The organism is Mesorhizobium sp. M7A.T.Ca.US.000.02.2.1 (genome assembly GCF_003996995.1).
In the GTDB taxonomy this organism is placed as follows: Bacteria; Pseudomonadota; Alphaproteobacteria; order Rhizobiales; family Rhizobiaceae; genus Mesorhizobium.
Map to the genome: position 1 here is coordinate 38871 of NZ_RZTT01000002.1, position 18669 is coordinate 57539.

Annotated in this window: 9 protein-coding genes and 1 pseudogene; 5 read left to right on the forward strand and 5 right to left on the reverse strand. The window is 59.0% G+C overall.

What is annotated here, in order from left to right; all coding sequences use genetic code 11:
* Positions 1-456: 456 nt before the first annotated feature.
* Positions 457-756: a hypothetical protein gene (locus EOD15_RS00500; RefSeq protein ID WP_245463529.1), complete on the reverse strand. Its 300-nt coding sequence runs from the start codon at positions 754-756 to the stop codon at positions 457-459.
* Positions 757-1815: 1059 nt separating this feature from the next.
* Between EOD15_RS00500 and EOD15_RS36450 the strand changes: the two are divergent.
* The 3 genes and pseudogenes from EOD15_RS36450 (at position 1816) to EOD15_RS00515 (ending at position 3904) form a co-directional block, all read left to right on the forward strand.
* Positions 1816-2338, forward strand: a pseudogene (locus EOD15_RS36450) (SMC-Scp complex subunit ScpB).
* 533 nt (positions 2339-2871) lie between these two features.
* Entirely contained in the window at positions 2872-3522 is a 651-nt protein-coding gene (locus tag EOD15_RS00510) for a DUF433 domain-containing protein (protein ID WP_126057624.1), read from the forward strand.
* Positions 3523-3526: 4 nt separating this feature from the next.
* Complete coding sequence (locus tag EOD15_RS00515) at positions 3527-3904, forward strand: DUF5615 family PIN-like protein (RefSeq protein ID WP_126057625.1); 378 nt, start codon at positions 3527-3529, stop codon at positions 3902-3904.
* A gap of 21 nt (positions 3905-3925) precedes the next feature.
* Here the strand turns inward: EOD15_RS00515 and EOD15_RS00520 are convergent, their stop codons facing one another.
* From EOD15_RS00520 to EOD15_RS00530, 3 genes are read right to left on the reverse strand one after another with little or no spacing between them, the layout of a single operon-like run.
* Positions 3926-6559, reverse strand: a complete 2634-nt coding sequence (locus tag EOD15_RS00520) for an ATP-binding protein (protein ID WP_126063810.1) — start codon at positions 6557-6559, stop codon at positions 3926-3928.
* Entirely contained in the window at positions 6556-7680 is a 1125-nt protein-coding gene (locus EOD15_RS00525) for a DNA repair exonuclease (RefSeq protein WP_126057626.1), read from the reverse strand. Before EOD15_RS00525 ends, EOD15_RS00520 begins: the two co-directional genes overlap by 4 nt.
* A 13-nt stretch (positions 7681-7693) precedes the next feature.
* Positions 7694-13657 carry a DUF3320 domain-containing protein gene (locus EOD15_RS00530; protein ID WP_127319047.1) on the reverse strand — a complete coding sequence of 1988 codons (5964 nt, stop codon included), beginning with the start codon at positions 13655-13657 and terminating at the stop codon, positions 7694-7696.
* Positions 13658-14328: 671 nt separating this feature from the next.
* On the opposite strand from EOD15_RS00530, the gene EOD15_RS00535 reads away from it, so the two are divergent.
* The gene (locus tag EOD15_RS00535; RefSeq protein WP_126063811.1) at positions 14329-17013 is read left to right on the forward strand and encodes an AAA family ATPase; all 2685 of its coding nucleotides are present in this window, start codon (positions 14329-14331) and stop codon (positions 17011-17013) included.
* Positions 17014-17034: 21 nt separating this feature from the next.
* On the opposite strand, the gene EOD15_RS00540 is transcribed toward EOD15_RS00535, so the two are convergent.
* Positions 17035-17319 (reverse strand): hypothetical protein, encoded by a 285-nt coding sequence (locus EOD15_RS00540; RefSeq protein WP_185928960.1) that lies wholly within the window; start codon positions 17317-17319, stop codon positions 17035-17037.
* A 104-nt stretch (positions 17320-17423) separates the two neighbouring features.
* Here EOD15_RS00540 and EOD15_RS00545 point away from each other — a divergent pair, with 104 nt between their 5' ends.
* Positions 17424-18629 carry a metallophosphoesterase gene (locus EOD15_RS00545; protein WP_127319045.1) on the forward strand — a complete coding sequence of 402 codons (1206 nt, stop codon included), beginning with the start codon at positions 17424-17426 and terminating at the stop codon, positions 18627-18629.
* Positions 18630-18669: the final 40 nt, after the last annotated feature.

An 18669-nucleotide genomic window follows, 5' to 3' on the forward strand; every position in this document is an offset into this window, starting at 1 on the left:
GCTTGCAGTTCGTAGAGACCCGCCTTTGAAAGCAACTAAGCTATTGCATTGATATGTTGGTGCGCGATCGATCGCTACATAGCCGGCCGCCATTATCCGAGTATTGATCCGCCGGTGTTCGTGTTGCCGTATATGGCAATCCCTGCGAGATCGTCGCGGCCGGATCGGCCGCACCCTCTAGTCATAAAAGGGGAAGCGACCGAGAATTCCGCTGCCGAAAACTTCTCTGGCTTGGCTATGCATGCGGTAGATGAGATCGCCGCCTACCGCGACCTGGTCGAGGAAGGCATCGACGCCCAGTTCGGACAGCCTGGTTATCGCAATGCGTTAGCGGCTCAGACTTGCGGTCTCGAGAGCGGCCTTTGGGGGTCACCTCTTTTTTGTTTCAGAGGTTGGAAGACGGCTGCTCGTTACCCAATAGAAATGGCGACTACGGAACGCGATCGATCGCGGCCATCAGGAAACACCTGTCTTCGGCTCAACCTCGACATGGCGTCCGATCGACCGCAGATATACAGCTATCTCGTCCATGAGATGATCGCGTTCGCCGTAGATCTCAGCAATCCTGCGCAGCTGTGGCTCGACGGACCTCCGTTGCGCCGGCGTCAAATCAGCATCGCCAAAGACATATCCCAAGTTGCCAATCGCGCAAATGTTGCAGCCGGCCTCCACAACTGCTTGCACGAATGCCGGAATGTCTTTTTCTTGCATAGTCTTCATGTCGAACTCTCGTGAATGGCGTGCTTGCGCGCCCATGCTGCCTTTTCAGCGTGTCCTCTGGGCGGCGCAAGCCTTGAGCGTAATTGTGCCGGGCAACCTCGACTATCCCGTCTGCCACGCTCTTTAGAGTCGGTGGGGTCTGGTGATTGCAGGCTGGGCCACTCAAAAGCCTGCAAGAAGAAAGTCATGGCGACCATTGCTCAAGATCGCGAGGGTGCGTGCAAGACCTTCCGTTGGCAGTCATGCACGCTCACCCAGCAACTGGGTATTGAGCAACTGGGTCTCACGTCGCGGGTCTCGTGTGCTTCACAGCCGAAAATAAGGTACCACCGTGGCTATTCTCAAGTGCAGGCTACCTCTTCAGGACACGGCGGAGTGCCTTCCGACGCACCCCTGGTGCAACGTGCGACCTAACGAGACACATCTCGTTCGCGTTCCCTCGACCTTTCTTCGTATTGCTGCTTGCCCTGCGATTTCAGGCCCTCTGCTAGCTTCTCGGCCGCTCTTTGGCCTGCAATGTCACTATTCAAGATCATATCCGACATCCCTGGATGGTCATAACCGTAATGCGCATGCAGTTTCCCTCACGAGCAGCGCCTATCCGTCGATTAGTTCGTCTTCCGGAACCCGAAGCCCTTTTTATCCGGCGTACCTATCCACCATTCAACCGGTATACCTTTCCCAACTTTGGCGGACCATTTACCTCAGGCATGATCATCTCGCGTGACATTTTTTTTTGGCGCCATCATCGCACGTGGCATTTTCTAAAAACCAAGACGTGTCAATTTGTAAAATCAAGGATGCGGCCGCGCCCGTTGCGAGGATTTGCAGGTAGCTCTTCAGCCCCAACACGATGTGTGAGGCGGCGGTGGAAAAGGCAACCGACGGCGTCGACGCGTCCTTTGATGATCGCAAGCGATATGCTTCGTCGCGAGCCCAGATTGCGGTCTCGGGCACAAGGCGAGATCACAGTTCTGCGATCTGTGGTAACGCGAGCCCGCAAAGCGCCGCTGCGGCCACCGCTTTTGGAATCTGGACGAGATTCGTCGTCGTCTGAGATCAGTTGATCGAGCAGTTCGCGCGCGCGGGACGCGCTTGCGGTGCAGTCTCTCCCGCGAGCTCGCCCGTGACCTTCTCATCGACGACATCCGAGAGCTGCGCGGACGGCCCTATGACCTCGTCGCTGTCGCCGGCGGCTGGAAGCACCTGACACGGCCGGCCTATGCCGATGCCATCCGCGCCTGCGGAAGCAGCGGGCGTGCCGTGGACCTGACGTGGTCGGACGTGCTGATGCTGATGTGCATCGGCACTTCCAGCCGATTACCCGCGCCGAATTGTCGTCGGTTTTCGGGAAGTAATCAGTCGCGACCTGATCGGCCATCTGCGGCACCGGCCTGATCGCGTCGAACCCGCGCAGTCCGACGCCCGGCGCTCCCTACACCTATGTGACGACAAAAGCGTCCTGCTCGAGTTCGGCCTCGACACGCTTCGCGATCTCCCGGACTGCGAGGCGCTCGAGGATGCCGGGCTGCTGAGCAGAGATGAGCTGCTTGCTGGTGAAATTATGCCAGAGTTGGCTAGTGGCCATGAGGATGCGGGTTTGGATACGGAGGAATAGCTTGGCGCTGCAGACGCTGTGGCCACCGGGCTTGCGAGTGCTTCCAGCTTTCCATAGCGAATCTAGCGCGCCCAAGGGCGTCCGAAATTTGTAGGCAAATTTCGGACATGGACACGGTCAGCGACGTCAAGCAGGCAGCGGTATGCGGCCTCTGCACCGCTGTCGCCCAAAAATTCGTGGCCATGGGCAAGCCCCACTTGAGACCCCCAGAGAGAACGCTCGTGAGCGATGGAAACGGTTTTGGTCCAAAGCTTGATACAGATGGCCTGCAGATGGGTGTAGGGTTTCAAAGCGCTCGAAGACGCGCCTTCGCAGAGTTAAAAGTCCGCGACGAACTCGTGTGTCGTTTGTCGCCAACTGCAAATTCGATAGTTAGCGCAATTATACTGCGCCGAGTCTGCCATCTCGAGCCCCAAGGGTTTGTGAGGCCTCTCGGCTCACCACCGCCTTTGCTAACCGCCGTGATTCCAAAGACGCGTGCCTTTACGGAGGGGGTCAAACGGCCTATATTATTCTTTATAAGGAGAAGAATAATGGGCACACTTGCTCGCATCTACACCCCCGCAGAGGCAGCCGCCGTCAGCGGGATAGGAATCAAGGCCGTGCACAATGCGATCGACAAACGCATTGTCGATACTGTGCCAAGCACTGCTCGGCGCATCGGTGGGGTCGTCCGACGGGCATTGACCGGCGAGGATTTGCTGCGGCTCAAGCTTTGGTATGGCGTGGGTGCGACATTGCCCGCTGATCGTCGCTACCGCCTGTTCGAGGAAATCAAAGCTGCCCCAAGGGCCAAGACCGTAAGGGCCGACGACCTGCTGATCGTCGACGTCGCCGAGGCACGTAAACAGCTCAAAGCGCGCATCGTGGATCTTGATGAAGCGGAGGCCGCCATCGGCCGCGTTAAAGGGGTGATGGGCGGAGAGCCTGTCTTCAAAGGAACCCGCATCCCTGTTCGTATGATCACGACGATGCTAGCGCAGGGCGCAGATGAAGCGGAGGTTCTGGAGGGATATCCGAAGCTAACGCCGCGCGTGATTGAGCTCGCCAGAATGTGGGTCGCCGCGCACCCGGTTCGTGGGCGGCCTAAGAAGCTGGTCGAGCAGGGCGTGAAAATAAAGTCGTCGAAGCGCGTGGTTTTGAAGGGCGACCCAGGTCCGTCGGCCAGGTCGAGACGCGTGTGACCTCGTGAGGTTTCTGATCGATGAGTGCCTGCACACGTCTCTGGTTGCGGTAGCCCAAGAACGCGGACATGAAGCAAACCACGTCAACTGGCTTGGGCTAAGCGGCGAAACCGACTGGGACCTCATGCCGCTCATTATCGATGAGGATTTCACCTTCGTCACCAACAATGCTAAGGACTTCAGGAAGCTCTATGCCAAAGAACCGGTTCACGCCGGCCTGATTATCGTCGTCCCTCAGGTCGGGCCTGAAAAACAGAGAGAGCTCTTCGATGCTCTCCTCGAGGATCTTGGCCCAGAGGAATTCCTGATTAATGAAGTTATCGAAATCGAGATCGAAAACGGCATTGCAATCGTAACACGATACGATCTGCCGTCGCCCTAGCTGAGGCTGCGCGATCTCCGCTTATGACCGACCCGGTTGCCAGTCGCTCATCTGCAAAATGTTACCGCCGAGTTTTGCAAACGCGCGTTGGCGGCAGGAGAAAACGAGAATCTGCTGATCGTGTGATTGACGATGCAAAGCGTCGAACATGCGCTCGATGCGGTCGTCATCGGAATAAACCAAAGCGTCATCCAGGATAACCGGTGTGGGTCGGCCGTCGCGGGCAAGCAAACGGGCGAAGGCCAGACGTGTCAGAACCGAAAGCTGTTCTCGCATGCCGCCACTCAACCTATCGACATCCTCATCCTGACCATTGCGGCGAACGGTCTGTGGCAACAGTGTGTTCTCGTCGAACACTATGGAGATGTCATCGAATAGCAATCCAAGCAGCGGTCGCAGCTCGGACATGACCGGCTTCAGATAAAGATCGCGTGCCGTCGAGCGCGCAGCGACCAGCGTCGTGCGCAGCCGGTCGAGGACGGCTTTTTCGAATTCGAAGCGTCTCGCTCGCTCTCCAGCGATTTCCAATTTTTCTGTGGCCTCGCGCAAAGCTTCTTCCACCGCGTCGTCGGACCGAGTGCGAATATGGCCATTGAGATCGGCCAGGGTTACACGCAACTGACTTGCTTCCTGTGTGGCGGCATCCTGAACCGAACGGGCGCGGCGCAGAACGGCTTCAGCGCTGGTGAGATCGCGAGCGCCGTCGCGCAGGGGAGCAGCGCGCATTTCGGCCGCTTCGCGCAGCTTTTGTCGTGCGGTGGCCTCGGTGAGCAGCAAGCGCCCCTTTTCCTCGCGCGCTGCATCGGGTCCCAATATGACCTCGAGGCTGGTCAGTTCCGCCTGGATGGTGACATAAGCCGTCTCCGCAGCCATGACAGCCTCGTCGGCATGGCTGCGCAAAGGCAAGGCCTCGCGCACGCTGTTGCGTGTTGTCGCCACACGCTGCTCGGCTGCGGCATGATGTTGCCGGATCTGTTCTGGATCGACTTTGAGTTCGAGGTCCCCGGCCCCGAGGGCACTCAGACGAGCAAGCTCCTCGTGTAATTGCTGTATCCCCTTGGGCGCGAGATCGGCAAGTCGCTGACGCGCCAAGCCCAGTTCGGTAGCTTTGTCGCGCGCTTCCACTAGGCGCTGGCGTGCCGTCCTGAGGCTATCGACACCGAGGGACGCAAGCAGGCTGCGGTGCTTCGCTTCGGCGTCTTCGATGGTCCGGTCGGCCTGCTGCGGCCGATTCGATCGCAGGGTCAAGGCTCCGATGCCGGCAATATCCAGGCGTACGGTGCCAGCAAAGCTTTGGTCTTCTGCATGGGGCAAGGGCTTGGCATCGATGGTCACCAAATCGGCGGCGCCGTCCCGGTATTCCATGCATAGCGTCGGCAAGGTTGCCAGGTGAGCTGCACGAAGGCTGGCGATCTCGATTTCGAGCGCCTGGAGTTGCTCGACAGCTTGTTCCGGCACCGCCAGCATCGCCAGTGCTGCCTCTCCATCTTCGATCTGGGTTCTGGCGACTTCGGCTTGTTTCAACCGGTTGTCCGAGCCGGCCAGTTGTTCGGCAGCGTCACGCGCCAAAAGAGTCGCATCCAGCCGCGCGAGCAATTCGCGTGCTTCGCGCTCTTCCAGTTCGGCTGCTTGAACTTCGCCCATCGCTTGTTCGTTTTCGGCAATGGCAGAAGCGCGCCGATCGAGAACCTCACTGCGGCGAAGCTGCGCAATCGTCGACTGCTGGCGCAAATCCGTGGCTCGTTTGAGCGCGGTCCGAAAACTATCGAGGGCCTGCTGCGCCGCGTCGTGGTGAATTGCGGCAAGGGCAGCTTCCGCCTCGGCGGCTTTCAAGGCTTCGCTGTGCGATTTGGCGGCCTCGACTGCGGCTTCCGCGGCCGAGATGGCTTCCCGCCGAGTGGCGCCTTCTTCGGGGTTTTCAAGCTCAGACAGACGCGCCAACGCCATGCGCCGCTTGTCGAGCGAATCGCGCAGACCGGTGACTTCGGCGCTGAGACGCTGCTCGTCTTTCACCAGCTTGTCACGCTCGTCGAGCGCTGCCGCATAGAGACCGCCGCTCTTGGGACGCAGCGTTGACGTAACCAGGCTATAGAGTTCTTCTTCACATGCCGCGGCGATTTCGGCCATGCGTCGCCCGCCGGTCAGGGCTTCAACTTCCCCCTGAACCGAGGACAGTAGGCTTTCGCGCACGCGTTTTTCGCCGTCCTCCTCGCTTTTGCTGCGCCTTTCGATGCCGGTGACCCCTTGGCGAACCCAGAGCAATCCTGCCGGTCCTGCGCTTCCGCCATGGATTAGTTTGCCGATAAAGGCTTCGGCCTCATCGGCTTGAGCCAACAGTCGCCCGCCGTCGAGGTCAATAACGCTGGCCAGCCTGCCGCCATAAAACTGCTTGGCAAGTCGATAGCGTCCTTCTGAAGTGGTGATGTCGGCCTCCACCACCGGATTGCCCCCACTATAAGGCCGCAACAGTCGCACGCCTTCGGGTGTGCCCGTGTGAGGCTGGAAAAAGAGTGCGTGCAGCGCTTCGAAGAAGGTTGATTTGCCGAACTCATTGACCGCGCAAAGCACGTTGACGCCGTCGCCGATGTTTTCGATGGCGACGCCTTGCCCGGCGAACCGTTTGACGTTGTGGAGCCGAAGGGCCGTAAGTTTCATGATCCCATCGCCTCGCAATAGCTGAACAACCGAACCAGTGCTTCTCGCGATATGTCGCGTTCGACAGCCGACCGGGTTTCGTCGCTGCTTTCATCCAACAGTGCCTGCGCTGCCTCGCGAAGGGCACCAGAGCGGTCGATCCGATCCAAATCGCCACTTTCGCAGTCGGTCGCGAGCCCGTCCCCGTCCAGTTCCAGATAGGCGAAGTCGGGCGCGGCTACCGCGATCGCCGCTTGAAGGATCGTTCGCCCACTTAACCGCACCCGGCCAGACGCGGCAATTCGCAGCAAAGTCTGACGCCGCAGATGAGCCGGTGGAAGCAACGCTTCAAATGCCGCGGCGCTGTCGTCGCCAGACAGCAGATGCAGGGGAGCGGTTTTCCAGGAAAAGCTAGCTGTTTCAACGGCCACGATCTCGGGCACGGCGCCAGGCCCGGCAATGGAAACGACAAGGGCCTGACCGGGTGTATCATGCTTGAAACGGTCAGGTTCGGGCGCACCGCTATAACGGCTGCGCTCATTGATGGTGACGGGTCCGTGCCAGTCGCCAAGTGCCAGATAATCGAGGCCGGCCTTGGTCGCGCGATCTGGTGCAATGACATCGGACGCTGCTGAATCTTCGGAAAAGTTCTGAATAGCGCCATGAGCAAGGCCGAGCCGGATGGCGCCTTGCGGCGTCGCGGCGCTGTTCATCCACTCGGTAAGGTCGCGACCGGGTCTGCGGGTGGTGCAAGGTGCAGGCAGCAGCGCCACGTCCGCGCCAATGGTCAGGGTTTCGGGCCGCGTCGCCAGCAGGACATTGTCCGGCACAACGCTGTCCGCTGCACTCCACAATTGATCAGCCAACAGGGAATCATGGTTGCCAGGCAGCAATATCCAGCGCAGAGGCGCGCTCTGGCTCATCTCGGCCATGGCCTGCCGCAACATCGCTGGAGTGGGCGTTTCGGTATCGAACGTATCGCCGGCCAGAAGTATGGTGGATGCACCATGGACGCGTGCCTGCTCTGCCAGCCGGCTGATCGCGCCATGGCGCGCTTCACGGAGCCGCCCGCGCAGATCCTCTGGCATGTTGCCGAACCGCTTGCCGATATGAAGATCGGAGCTGTGGATGAATCGAAACATGGAGTCTCCGAGACTATGTCGATGCCAGGTTGCGCTGGGCGCGATCGATGGCTTCATCCAGCCGGGAGCGTGAAATCGCCGCAAGTCGCTCGACACCGAGCAGACGTGCAAGGTCGAGAGCGGGGTCGGACTGTTCCAGAATGTCCTCGTTCGCAACGACGACAGCGGCCAGCTCGGCGATTGGAATGTCGGCAATGGACCGGCGGGCATCGGCATCGAACGGCATGCGATAATCAAGCAGGTCGACCACCGTCCCTCTCTTCCATAGGAAGCTGCCGCTGGATTCTTCAGTTCTATCGAACTCGCGCAGATGCAGGTCGATCCGCTCCCGAATCTTGTTGCCCGTTCTGAGCCAGCCATGCGCCCGTGCGATGCGCTGCGCAAGGACGTCTTCTCGCAGAGGTCCTTCCTGCTCGATCACCGCGTCGACCATGGACCGCAGCGTGCCTCGGTAGACGAAGTCATAAAACTGATCCGGGCTGGTGGAAAATCCGGTTAGATCAGTCAGGCGATAACGGCCGCCCGTCGGTACGGTATCATGCGTCGAATGCGCGGCCGCAGGCAAAATTCCTGCAGATGCCGATGGGCGCTCTCCCGTCGCGAGGGGAGCGGCGACAAGTTCTGGCTCTGATTTTATCGACGGATGTTCCGGTTCGCCGGCCGATGCTAGGTCTTCGGCTGGCAATGGGTCCATGGGGTCGACCTTATGTCCCATGTCCCAATGGATCGCGGCTTCACTTTCCTGTTGTTCAGCCTGTTTGCGACGGCTTTCCTCGAGCAGCGCGGCCAGGCTGGCATGAAGCCTCTCGGTGCAACCTTCGAGATCAAACCACCAATCGGTTGACCATACCCGGACAATGTTCCACCCGAGGCCGCGCAGGACCTGCTCGCGGACCTTGTCTCGATCTCGCGCCGTGGCAGAACTGTGATAGGTCGCGCCGTCGCATTCGACCCCAGCCAGATAGGCGCCGGCGAGATCGGGATGCCGGATCCCTATATCCACTCGAAAGCCCGAAATGCCGACTTGAGGAACGATGGTCCATCCGCGCTTCTCAAGCTCGGCAGCGACGGCCTCCTCGAAAGGGGATTCCAGGGCTCCGACCGATCCGCGTTCCTGCGCTGGCAATGCCACAGCGCCGCGTTCGGCAAAATCGAGAAAGGCTTTGAGATGCTGTACGCCGATCGCTTTGGTTCGGTTGGGGTCGATCTGGTCGGCGGCAAAACCTGAAAATACGATCAGTTCCTGCCGCGCACGCGTCACCGCGACATTCAGCCGGCGTTCGCCGCCGTCCCGATTCAGCGCGCCGAAATCCATGCTGCGCTTGCCGGCATTATCTTGCGAAAAGGTGATCGAAAACAGGATTATGTCACGCTCGTCCCCTTGGACATTTTCCAGATTCTTGACGATGGCGGGCTCAATACGCTCGTCGGCAAAGAACCATTCAAGCTCCGGCTCTGTCTGGCGTGCCTTGTCGAAAAGGTCGAGGATGAGCGACTGCTGTTGCGCGTTGAAAGTGATGACTCCGAGCGTGGGTCGGTCCTTTTCCGGTAGGGCCAGCCAACGCAGCATCCTGCTGACCGCCTCGTCGGTTACCGCTTGGGCTTCGATTCGATTGGTGCGGCTTTTGCCACGGTCATAGATGCCGGTCGTGATTTTTCGCAGCTGAACTGCCCGATCTTCCACCGTTGGCGAAGGGAATGTGATGAGCCGGTTCTGATAGTAGTGATGGTTGGAAAAGGCGATCAGCGACTCATTGCGGCTACGATAATGCCAGCGCAGGTCACGTACCGGGATGCCGGCCGCTTTGGCTTCGTCGAGAATGCTCTCAAGATCCTTTTCGTGTTCGACGACTTCCTCGTCCTCCTCGTTGCGGCCAAAGAAATTGGTGGGCGGCAACTGCTTGGGATCGCCTACGATTATGGTTTGATGGGCTCGCGCGATGGCACCGACGGCGTCCCAGGTGGTGATCTGCGATGCTTCGTCGAAAATCACCACGTCGAACAGGGCTTGGTCGGGCGGTAGATATTGAGCGATTGAAAGAGGGGACATCAGCATGCACGGCGCGAGCTTGGCAAAGCTCGTCGGCATCGCGCCAATCATCTCGCGGATTGACCGGCTGGGCCGCTGCAATTCCATCTGATGGCGCAACAGGCCCAACTCGGAATTGCGCGGGACGCCTTGCACAGCCGGCAAACCATGAGCGATGGCACTGATGACGCGAAGGCTTGCTTGAGCGCGGACAAGATCGTCGATTTCCCGGAAATCTTCGATGGCGTGCTCGTGCTGGAAGCGACGGAAATTCCGCAGCACCGGATCGGCATCCAGCGTGGCCGGCAGCCACCAGCGTACATAGGCCAGGCGGAACGCGGATTGAGCTTCAGCTGGTCGCACTAGACCCGCCTCGATATCGTCGACCAACGCTCCCAGATTGTGACTGACAGCCCTGCGACGAATGCCGCACCACGAAGTCCAGTCCCGGAGAAGATGACGGGCGTCGAGCAAGTCTCCCATCGCAGTCGTCAATTCGGTCAGCGGGTTATCATGTTCTGCCCAAGAAGGCGTCTTTCCAGCAGGGATCGCAAATTGGGTCTTGGCAGCCTCGAATGCTGCAGAAGCCGCAAGGAAGCGGGCTGCCCCATAGCGCATCGTGCTATCTGCTGCACCGCTTCGCAGGCTCGGGGCGGTTGCTTGCAGGAGCGCTTTGAAATCCTCCGTGCCGAGGCCGGGCAGGCGTAGCGTCTGTCGAAGCCTTTCGGCCATCGAGAGTATCTGATCGATACGGTGGGTGTCGGTATCAAGTGCGGCAAATCCGATCGGCTTCCCAGATAGGATGTTGGCTTCGACAGTGGCCCGGCGGTCCTGCATCAGGCGCAACAGCAGCAAGTCGTGCTGAGGATCGGCTACCCCCTCTGTGACATAGCCTTGAAGCAGCTTCTGGACTTTGCGTTTGCCCAACTGACTGTTTGGCCAGAATGCAGAAGCGGCCTGCTGCCATTGCTGCTCTATGTCCTCCACCCGTATGCGCGCAACGGCAGCCTCGTCATAGCGGGCCGACAGGTCCTTGCGAGACTTGCGATAGTCTCCGATTGCCTCATTGAGAGTGGCGAGGGCTCCCCGCAACTGGGCGAAATCTCGATCAAAGACAATGCTGACGTCATAGCCGGCACTGTCCTGGAGTGCCGCTGCTAGTTTTCGCAGCGCTTCGAGCTCCGCTTTTGACGCGTCGCCTTTGGCGCGCAGGCCGATGCTCACCAGGAAGGCGTCGAGTGCGGTCGCTAGAACCTCGGACGCATTCTTGAGGGTCTTTGCCCCTTCGAGCAAATTGTCCTGCCAGCCTGACGTCCACTCGGTGACATCTATAAGACGCAAGACCGACCGCATCTCCACCGACTGAAATGCGAGACCTGTTTCGGCGGCAATATGCTCCAGCGCCAGCCGGTTTGCCTCGTCATGGGAATCGCGCGATGGCCAGGACAATCTCGGAGCGTGCTGCCGCTTGTTCTTGAGAGCGATGCCGAGCGCCAGATAAGGCGTCAGACCATTGACATGGTGCCGATGCAGCGCTTCGACATAGGCATTCAGTTCGTCGCGACGGACGCGAAGCCGCTCGTTGATCGCAATCCACTCCGCTGCGTCCACGCGCACGCCGCTTTCCCAGCTGATCCTGAGCTGGGTGAGAAAGTTGCGTCGGTCCGCCTTGCTGGAATGGAGTTCGAGACAATGCGCGCCCAGGCCATGTTCGCGCAGGCGGCGATACACCACATCGAGCGCCGCCGTCTTCTCGGCCACAAACAGCACGGTTTTGCCAACTGAAAGACAGTTGGCAATCATGTTGGCAATGGTCTGGCTCTTGCCAGTGCCGGGAGGACCGATGATGACAAAATCGCGACCCTCAGCGGCGGCAAGACTTGCGGCGGTCTGTGAGGAGTCGGCCGGCAGCAGCAAAACCATGTCGGACGGGGCATAGTGCCGGTCGAGTTCGCGCTCGTCGCGGAATGATGCGCCATTGCCCTCGAAAGCTATCTCCGGCGTGTCGATCAGATGGCGCACGACACGGTTTTCGCGCAGCGCATCGGTACGCTCGACCAGATCCTTCCACATGAGAAACTTGGCGAAGGAAAAGGTCGACAGCGCCGTCTCGTCCACCACCTCCATGCCGGGGACGTCGCGCACTGCCTGGCGCATAAGACCGAGCAGCCTCGGCACATCAACGCCGCTTTCGTCCTCGGGCAGCTCACCGGAAAACTGTGGCAGTTTGAGCTCGAAGTCGCGTTCGAGAAACTGCAACAAGGTTGCGTTGAATCGCGGTTCATCTTCATGGAAGCGCAAGGTAAAATGCGATGTTGCGCTGCGGCGCTCGATTTTGACCGGTACGAGCAGCAATGGCGCGCGATAGCTGCGCTCGTCCTCGGCCTTCTTCTTCCAGCGCAGGAAGCCGACCGCCAGGAAGAGCGTATTCGCGCCGCCCTCGGCAAAATCGTTGCGCACTTGCCGGTAAAGATCGATCAGCCGGGATTCCAATTGACGCCCATCGAGCGTCGACGGGAGCTCGTCGCGCAGAAGCGCTTCCGCGGCAAAGCCACGCTGGAGGTCACGTCCGTGCACCTCGCGATAGAGGACAGCATCCCGCTCGCCCAGTGGATTCTGTTCGGGGAGCGAAATCAGCCGGATCGAAGCGCCTGCCATCAGACGGTCCTCGAGGTAGCCGACGTCAGTACAAAGAAACGGAATTGTCTTCTTGGAGTCCGGAAAATTGAGCAGGCGGTTCCGCAGTGTCAAATCGAGGAGCTTTTTCTGCCAGCGGTCGATCCGTCCGGCCGCTGTCGTCGGCTTTACCTCGACGATCTCGACCGGCAGGGCTACCACGGCCGGTGCGGCTGGCAACGGCAACGCGATTTCGGTTGCCACCTCTGCATCCACGCTGCGGCGCGTCGGTTCGTGCGAAGCAAGCGGTGTGATGCCGCCGCTGCGCGAGCGGCGTATATCGATGGCTGCGACAAAGGTGGCTACCTGCGTTTCGTCGAGCCGCTGTTCGATTGCGTGTTGGGCAGCCTCCAACGTCATCGCCGGCCGATGCGTCACGCCTGTCGTCTCAAACACGATGAGTTCGCGCGATGCCAGCGCCTTGCGGACCTCCATGGCATCGGGTTCAATGGCGTTGGCGAGCGTCCTTTGTGTCATCCAGACGCCGACGGCCGCGTGTCCCTGAAACATCAAAACGACGGGATGCAAGCCCGTCGCCTCCAGGGCGGACGCGAATAACAGACTGGTATCGAGACAGGTTGCCAGCTTTTCTGCCGTAATAATTGAGGGACGTCGAATTTTTTGGCCGCGGCTTTCGAAGCTCGCAGGTGGCTCTGCATAATGCAGCGATAGGCCAGCAATGGCCGAATAAATTGCGGCCGCCAGCATGAATGCGCGTTGCGGATTGCCGCTTTGATAGCCATCGAGGCTGGAAGGATGACCATGCGCTGCGAGCAGCTCCGCTGCGGAACGCAGCAGTCCTGCGATCGCCGGGTCGTTCGGCATGACGAATGCGGCGAGCAATTGCGCCATATCGACGACGCCACCCCATTCGTCGCGGGCAAGCAGGCGCACCGCAACGCGCTGCTCGGCCAGCACTGCGCCTCCTGAGGTTAGGCGCAACGTTATCTCCCCGCGCTCAGCCTCGTTGAGACCGGCCAGATAGCCGGCGTCGAGATCGATTTTTCGATCGCTTAAGGGAAGCCGGTCGCCAGCAACGATCCGATCAATTGTCCAGCTTTTGGCGCGCAAAAAAGGGGGGTTCGATGTCAGCTCGAGAGTGCATTTTTCGAAACCCTGCTGGGTCGGGTTGTTGAGCGCGATAGACCGGATCACCGGAATAGCATTTTGGAAGGACGCATATGTAAAGCTGGCGGCGATGTCCGCCACGACTTCTATTACGGGCGCGGCTGATATACCGGCAGCATCGCCAGTCTCCGAACTCGTTTCCATACCCCATCCCCTATTTTCATTTACGATAGAACTTTGCCGCCAGAATTTGAAAGTAAATTCTCGGTATGGTCGCCGCTTATGTCCAGCAGCATAGATTTCTAAAAGTGTTACCGCCCAGATAACGGTCGAAATGGAGACAGGCGATAATCGGTCGTCACGATTGGAGGGGATCCAAAAGTCGCGGAAATCGGAGCGCCGGCGCACGCTGCTGAAACCCAAGACGGGCAGGACGTCATCCGCAAATGTGTGGCGGTCCGGGCGCCATGGACCAAGCGTTGCGCGCCTATCGCGAGCGCTGTCGTGGCGCCTATCGCGGACTCGGACCCAGCCCGACAGTGACGGCGAACCTCGATCGGCCTATCGGTGAGGCGGTCGAATTCCGCCCATAGACTATCGAAAGGCACGCACTTCCAGCTCTATCTCCTCGTACGCGTTGCCGGCTACCTAAATTCGTGCGCGCGGTCCAATGCCTTTGATTGCTGATGTCGTTGTGGAGACGTTTGATCGCTGAAGCATTTGTTTGCTGACCTAGCGGCGCGGGGGGAGGTCATTTATTTGGTACATCTCCAGCACTCTATGTGCGATCGCGAGGAAAATTTGTCCAGACAAGCGAATTCATCGAATCTGGACAGATCAATAAGTATAATGATGGTAAGATTCGGGGGGCAGGAATGGCCGAGGTTGGACTTTTGGAATGGGCGGATAAGCAGCCCGACTGGATTAGGGATGCCTTAAGAAGACACGCCGCGCGGCCGGGCTTCAACCTCGAGCAGGAGGATAAGGCCGGTGTAACAGCTCGGGTCCGCCACGTCGGTGGATTTACCGCTGATCTGCCCGAATGCTCTCCGCTCTCGGCGGAGCATTTGAGGGCCAACAGTTCGAACGAGCCGCGCGCGGTGCTTTGCTCACTCGGCCCCGTCAAGCATTTGAACCGCCTCGCCGAAGAGCAGCAACTGCGTTTCGCCACCGATGGCATCACCATTATCTACGGCGACAATGGAAGCGGAAAGAGCGGCTATTGCCGGATCGCGAAGAAGCTTTGCCGTAGTCTGACGGCGGATGATCTTCTTGGCAACGTGTTCGAGATCGGCACCAAACCGCCAGCCGAAGTGCTTGTCCGGTTTCTCGAAGAGGGTGCTACGGAACCGACCCCCATAACCTGGAAGGACGGAACGCTGCCCCCCGCGTCAATTGCACGGATCTCCGTTTTCGACTCCGCGAACGCTCGCCTCTACGTCGATAAGCAAAACCGTATCGGTTTTCTGCCCGCAGCCATCGCGCTTCTCGAAAGCCATGGACGTCACCGCACCGAGCTCGAAGCCGACTTCCGGGAAGAAATCAAAGCGATCGAAAAGAACCTAAAGACACCATTGCCGAGTGGGTACACAGCTGCCGGCGCGGTCGTAAAGCTGCTGGCTCGTCTCGAAATCAAGTCAAAGGACGTGATGCCTTCCGCAGCCGAAATCAAAAACCTCGCTGCCCTCTCAGAGCAGGACATGGCTGATCTCGCTGGCCTCGAACAGGCTCTGGCAAGCGACCCTTCAACGATGGCGACAAAGCGTCGGCGTGCCAAGGCGGCCTTGGAAAAACTGCTGACTGCATCTGAACAGATCGACGCGGCTCTCTCAGCGGCGGCCCTCGAGATTTATCGCAATCTATATGCAACAGCCGATTCTACAGCGCAGGCTGCACAACTTGCCGCCTCAGGAGCGTTCGCGACTATGCCGTTGAGCGGCGTTGGGCTTTCTCCCTGGCGGTATATGTTCGACCATGCACGAGCCTATTTAGCGAGCGTCACTGGCATCGATCATCAGCACTTGCCAGATCAGGAAGGCGATCGTTGCATGCTCTGCCAGGAGCCGATGACGGCGGACGCCGCGGGGCGGATCCAATCCTTCAATGACTTCGTAACGGGCGCCGCAAATAAGGCGGCGCAAGTCGCATCTATTGCCCATGAAGAGGCCCTGCGCCAAATCAAAGGACTCACCATTGCGACCGGGGAGGCGGTTGAGGCGGCTCTCGGAGAGTTTGGCGATCTGTCCGCCGCACGCAAGGCGATGGTGGCCCTGATCTCGGCATATTATGTCGAGGCAGGTAAAAGGCGTGATGCAATTGTCGTTGCGGCTGCGCTGTCCGAGTACGCTGCGTTCCCGCAACTTGCGGCGCCAGTTGCATCGAAACTCCGAACGGAGGCGGAGGCGCTAGAGGCCGAAGCGCTGACGGACGACAAGGCAGCGGCCGACGACGGGAACCGCGCTACCGATCGAGCTCGTCGCGATACACTCAAGGATCGGAAAAAACTGGGCGACGATCTCACCATCGTTCTCGCGCGCTTGGCGAATCTCGAAGAGCGGCGCAAGCTTCTCTCATGCTGCGATGCTGTCGAAACAGGCTCGGTGTCACGGCAGATGACGTCGCTTCGACGAAGCCTCGTCATGCAGGATCTCGAAAAGCGCGTCGTCGCCGAGATTGAGACTCTGGCGTTAACGCACATCCCGTTCGCAGTTAATGATCGTAGTCAAGATGGGCAGAGCTATTTCGAGGTCGGGCTCAACGCGGCAAAAGCGATCTCAAACAGCAAGGTCTTAAGCGAAGGAGAGCAGCGCGCGCTTGCCCTGGCCTGTTTCTTAGCCGAGGTCGGAGGAGACACATCGCGTCAAGGCATGATCATCGACGACCCCGTGTCATCTCTCGACCATGTTCGGATCAGGCGGGTCGCGGCAAGGCTCGTAAAAGAAGCGGCCACAGGACGTCAGATTATTATTTTCACCCATAATCTTCTGTTCTTCAACGAGGTGGTTGACGCAGCTGCGCAGGCCAATCCGCCGATTCCCCTTGTTCGAAACTACATCAACAAGTCCGAATCTGCCGGTTTTGGCTTGATTAGCGAAACTGACGAGCCGTGGATCGCACAGTCTGTCACGAAGCGCATCGAGACTCTCAAGACGCGCCTGAAGAGCTTCGACGGCGCCACTGATTTCACCACCGATGCTTGGCGAAGGTCAGCGAAGGATTTCTACAGCGATCTTCGGGAAACCTGGGAGAGGCTCGTTGAAGAAATCCTGCTCGGTAAAGTCGTCGAGCGATTTAACAGCGATGTCAAGACACAGAGCCTGAAGGGTGTGGTGGTCGAGGACGAAGACCACAAGCGAATCTATTGGGCCATGAAGCGAGTTTCGGAGCGTTCTGGACATGACATGGCGTCCGCCAAGGCCATTCCAGTTCCAACACCAAACGATATGAAGAGCGATCTTGATGGAATTGACCAATATCGTATCGACACCACCAAACGAAAAAAGGATGCCGAAAAGCGCCGGATTGAATTCGAACAGCCTCCCAAGGCGACTGTACTCTAGCCTAATGACTATTGTCGTGTATTACTGGCCCTCACTGGCTTCATCCTGCTGCGCATGCCGGTGTCCGCCTGCCGCGGGCGAAGCCGACGTGACGAGGAAGTATCGCGAGGGCGCCAAGCCATCAATGGCTGTGCGCTCGCTCTTCATCTTGGATTTCAGCGCCGAGAAGCCTGACCGCTGGTAGTGCTTCGCCTGCACAATGTCGCCGCCGGCAAGGGCATGTCGACCATCCATCGCGTCGTCCGGTCCCTCGGGAAAGGCCTCGAAACGCTTGTCGATCTCGCGACCTACGAGGTCGCGGGCCAAATCCTCAAACTCGTTATGGGACAAACTCGAGAAATCATAAGCCATGCGCCCAGATTGAGTGCCCATTTGGTGGGCAGACAAGCAACCGGGGGCACAATTGCGTCGTGCCTCTCCATTACCAACAAAAAGATAAACGCGCTTTCCAGGCGATGCGGTCGGATGATCGTTTCGCGCTTGGCAAAAGCGAACGGATTAGTCTATGGCTCTCGGCGGGGGGGCGAGTTATGCGACGGGTGCGAATCCTTCAAGTAGGCGATATTCACTATCCGGATTGGCATCCTTCCTCTAGCAACATCGATGCCAAGGATAGCAAGTTCGCTCCGAAAATAACGCAGAAGCTACGCGCGTCTTCGCTGCGTGCCGTCTTGACGAAGCTTCGGCGGCTGACGACTTCGAAGCCCTTGGATTCGATCGCCTTCATGGGGGATTTCACGAGCCGTGGCGACAAGACTTTCATTGCTTCGGCATTCCAGCATTTCACGTTGCTCTGCCGCGCACAGGGGCGCAGTTCAAAGGCGCTTCCGTTGATATTCGTACCGGGAAATCACGATGTGAACCGTGATGACGCGCGCGAACTTGGACCGACTGAGAAATTCAGCGAAATGGCGAGTTTAGCCGCCCGCTTGGGTTGGCAGACCGTTCCCGTGGACCAACCCGTGCACTTCAGACTTCCGACAGGATCCGCAGGCGCAAACTTCATCCTCGTCAACACAGCGATAGGCAGTTGGGAGCTTCAGAACCTTCCCGCGTTCCTTCGTGATCGTCTCGAGGCACTCGGTCCTTCTACAGAACCTGTAGATCTCGGCTCGCCGGACACCTCGGGACATTCGCCCGCGACACCTCCCAGCGATCCAGACAAGGAGGCGTCCGACGACGAGTATTACGGTCAGATGGACACGCCATACATCTCGCGTGAGATGCTTGCAGGCCTACAGGAATTGCTCCAGCAGCCCGACATGCGTTACGGCATCATGATCGGCCATCACAATCTGCTGCCACAAAAGACTCCGCGCATTACGCCATACGCGGAGATGCTCAACAGCGGATTTGTCAGAACTCAGCTGCTGCAGGGCAACAAGCCTATCGTCTACCTGCATGGACACATACATGCCGATCCGGTCGAGATCGTCAACGATCCAAGGTTTCCGGACGGCAAATTGATCTGCATCTCAGCACCAGGGAGAGCTCGTCGGCATCCGACTTATACCCTACCGCACCAATGTCGCCGACGGGACGGTCATGGAAGGCGAACATTGCTTCATCTCGACTATGTCCAACGGCAAGGCCTTTCTGAACAACGACACGTTTGACCTGATGCGCCGACTGCGCGACCATGCCACCAGGCGCGGG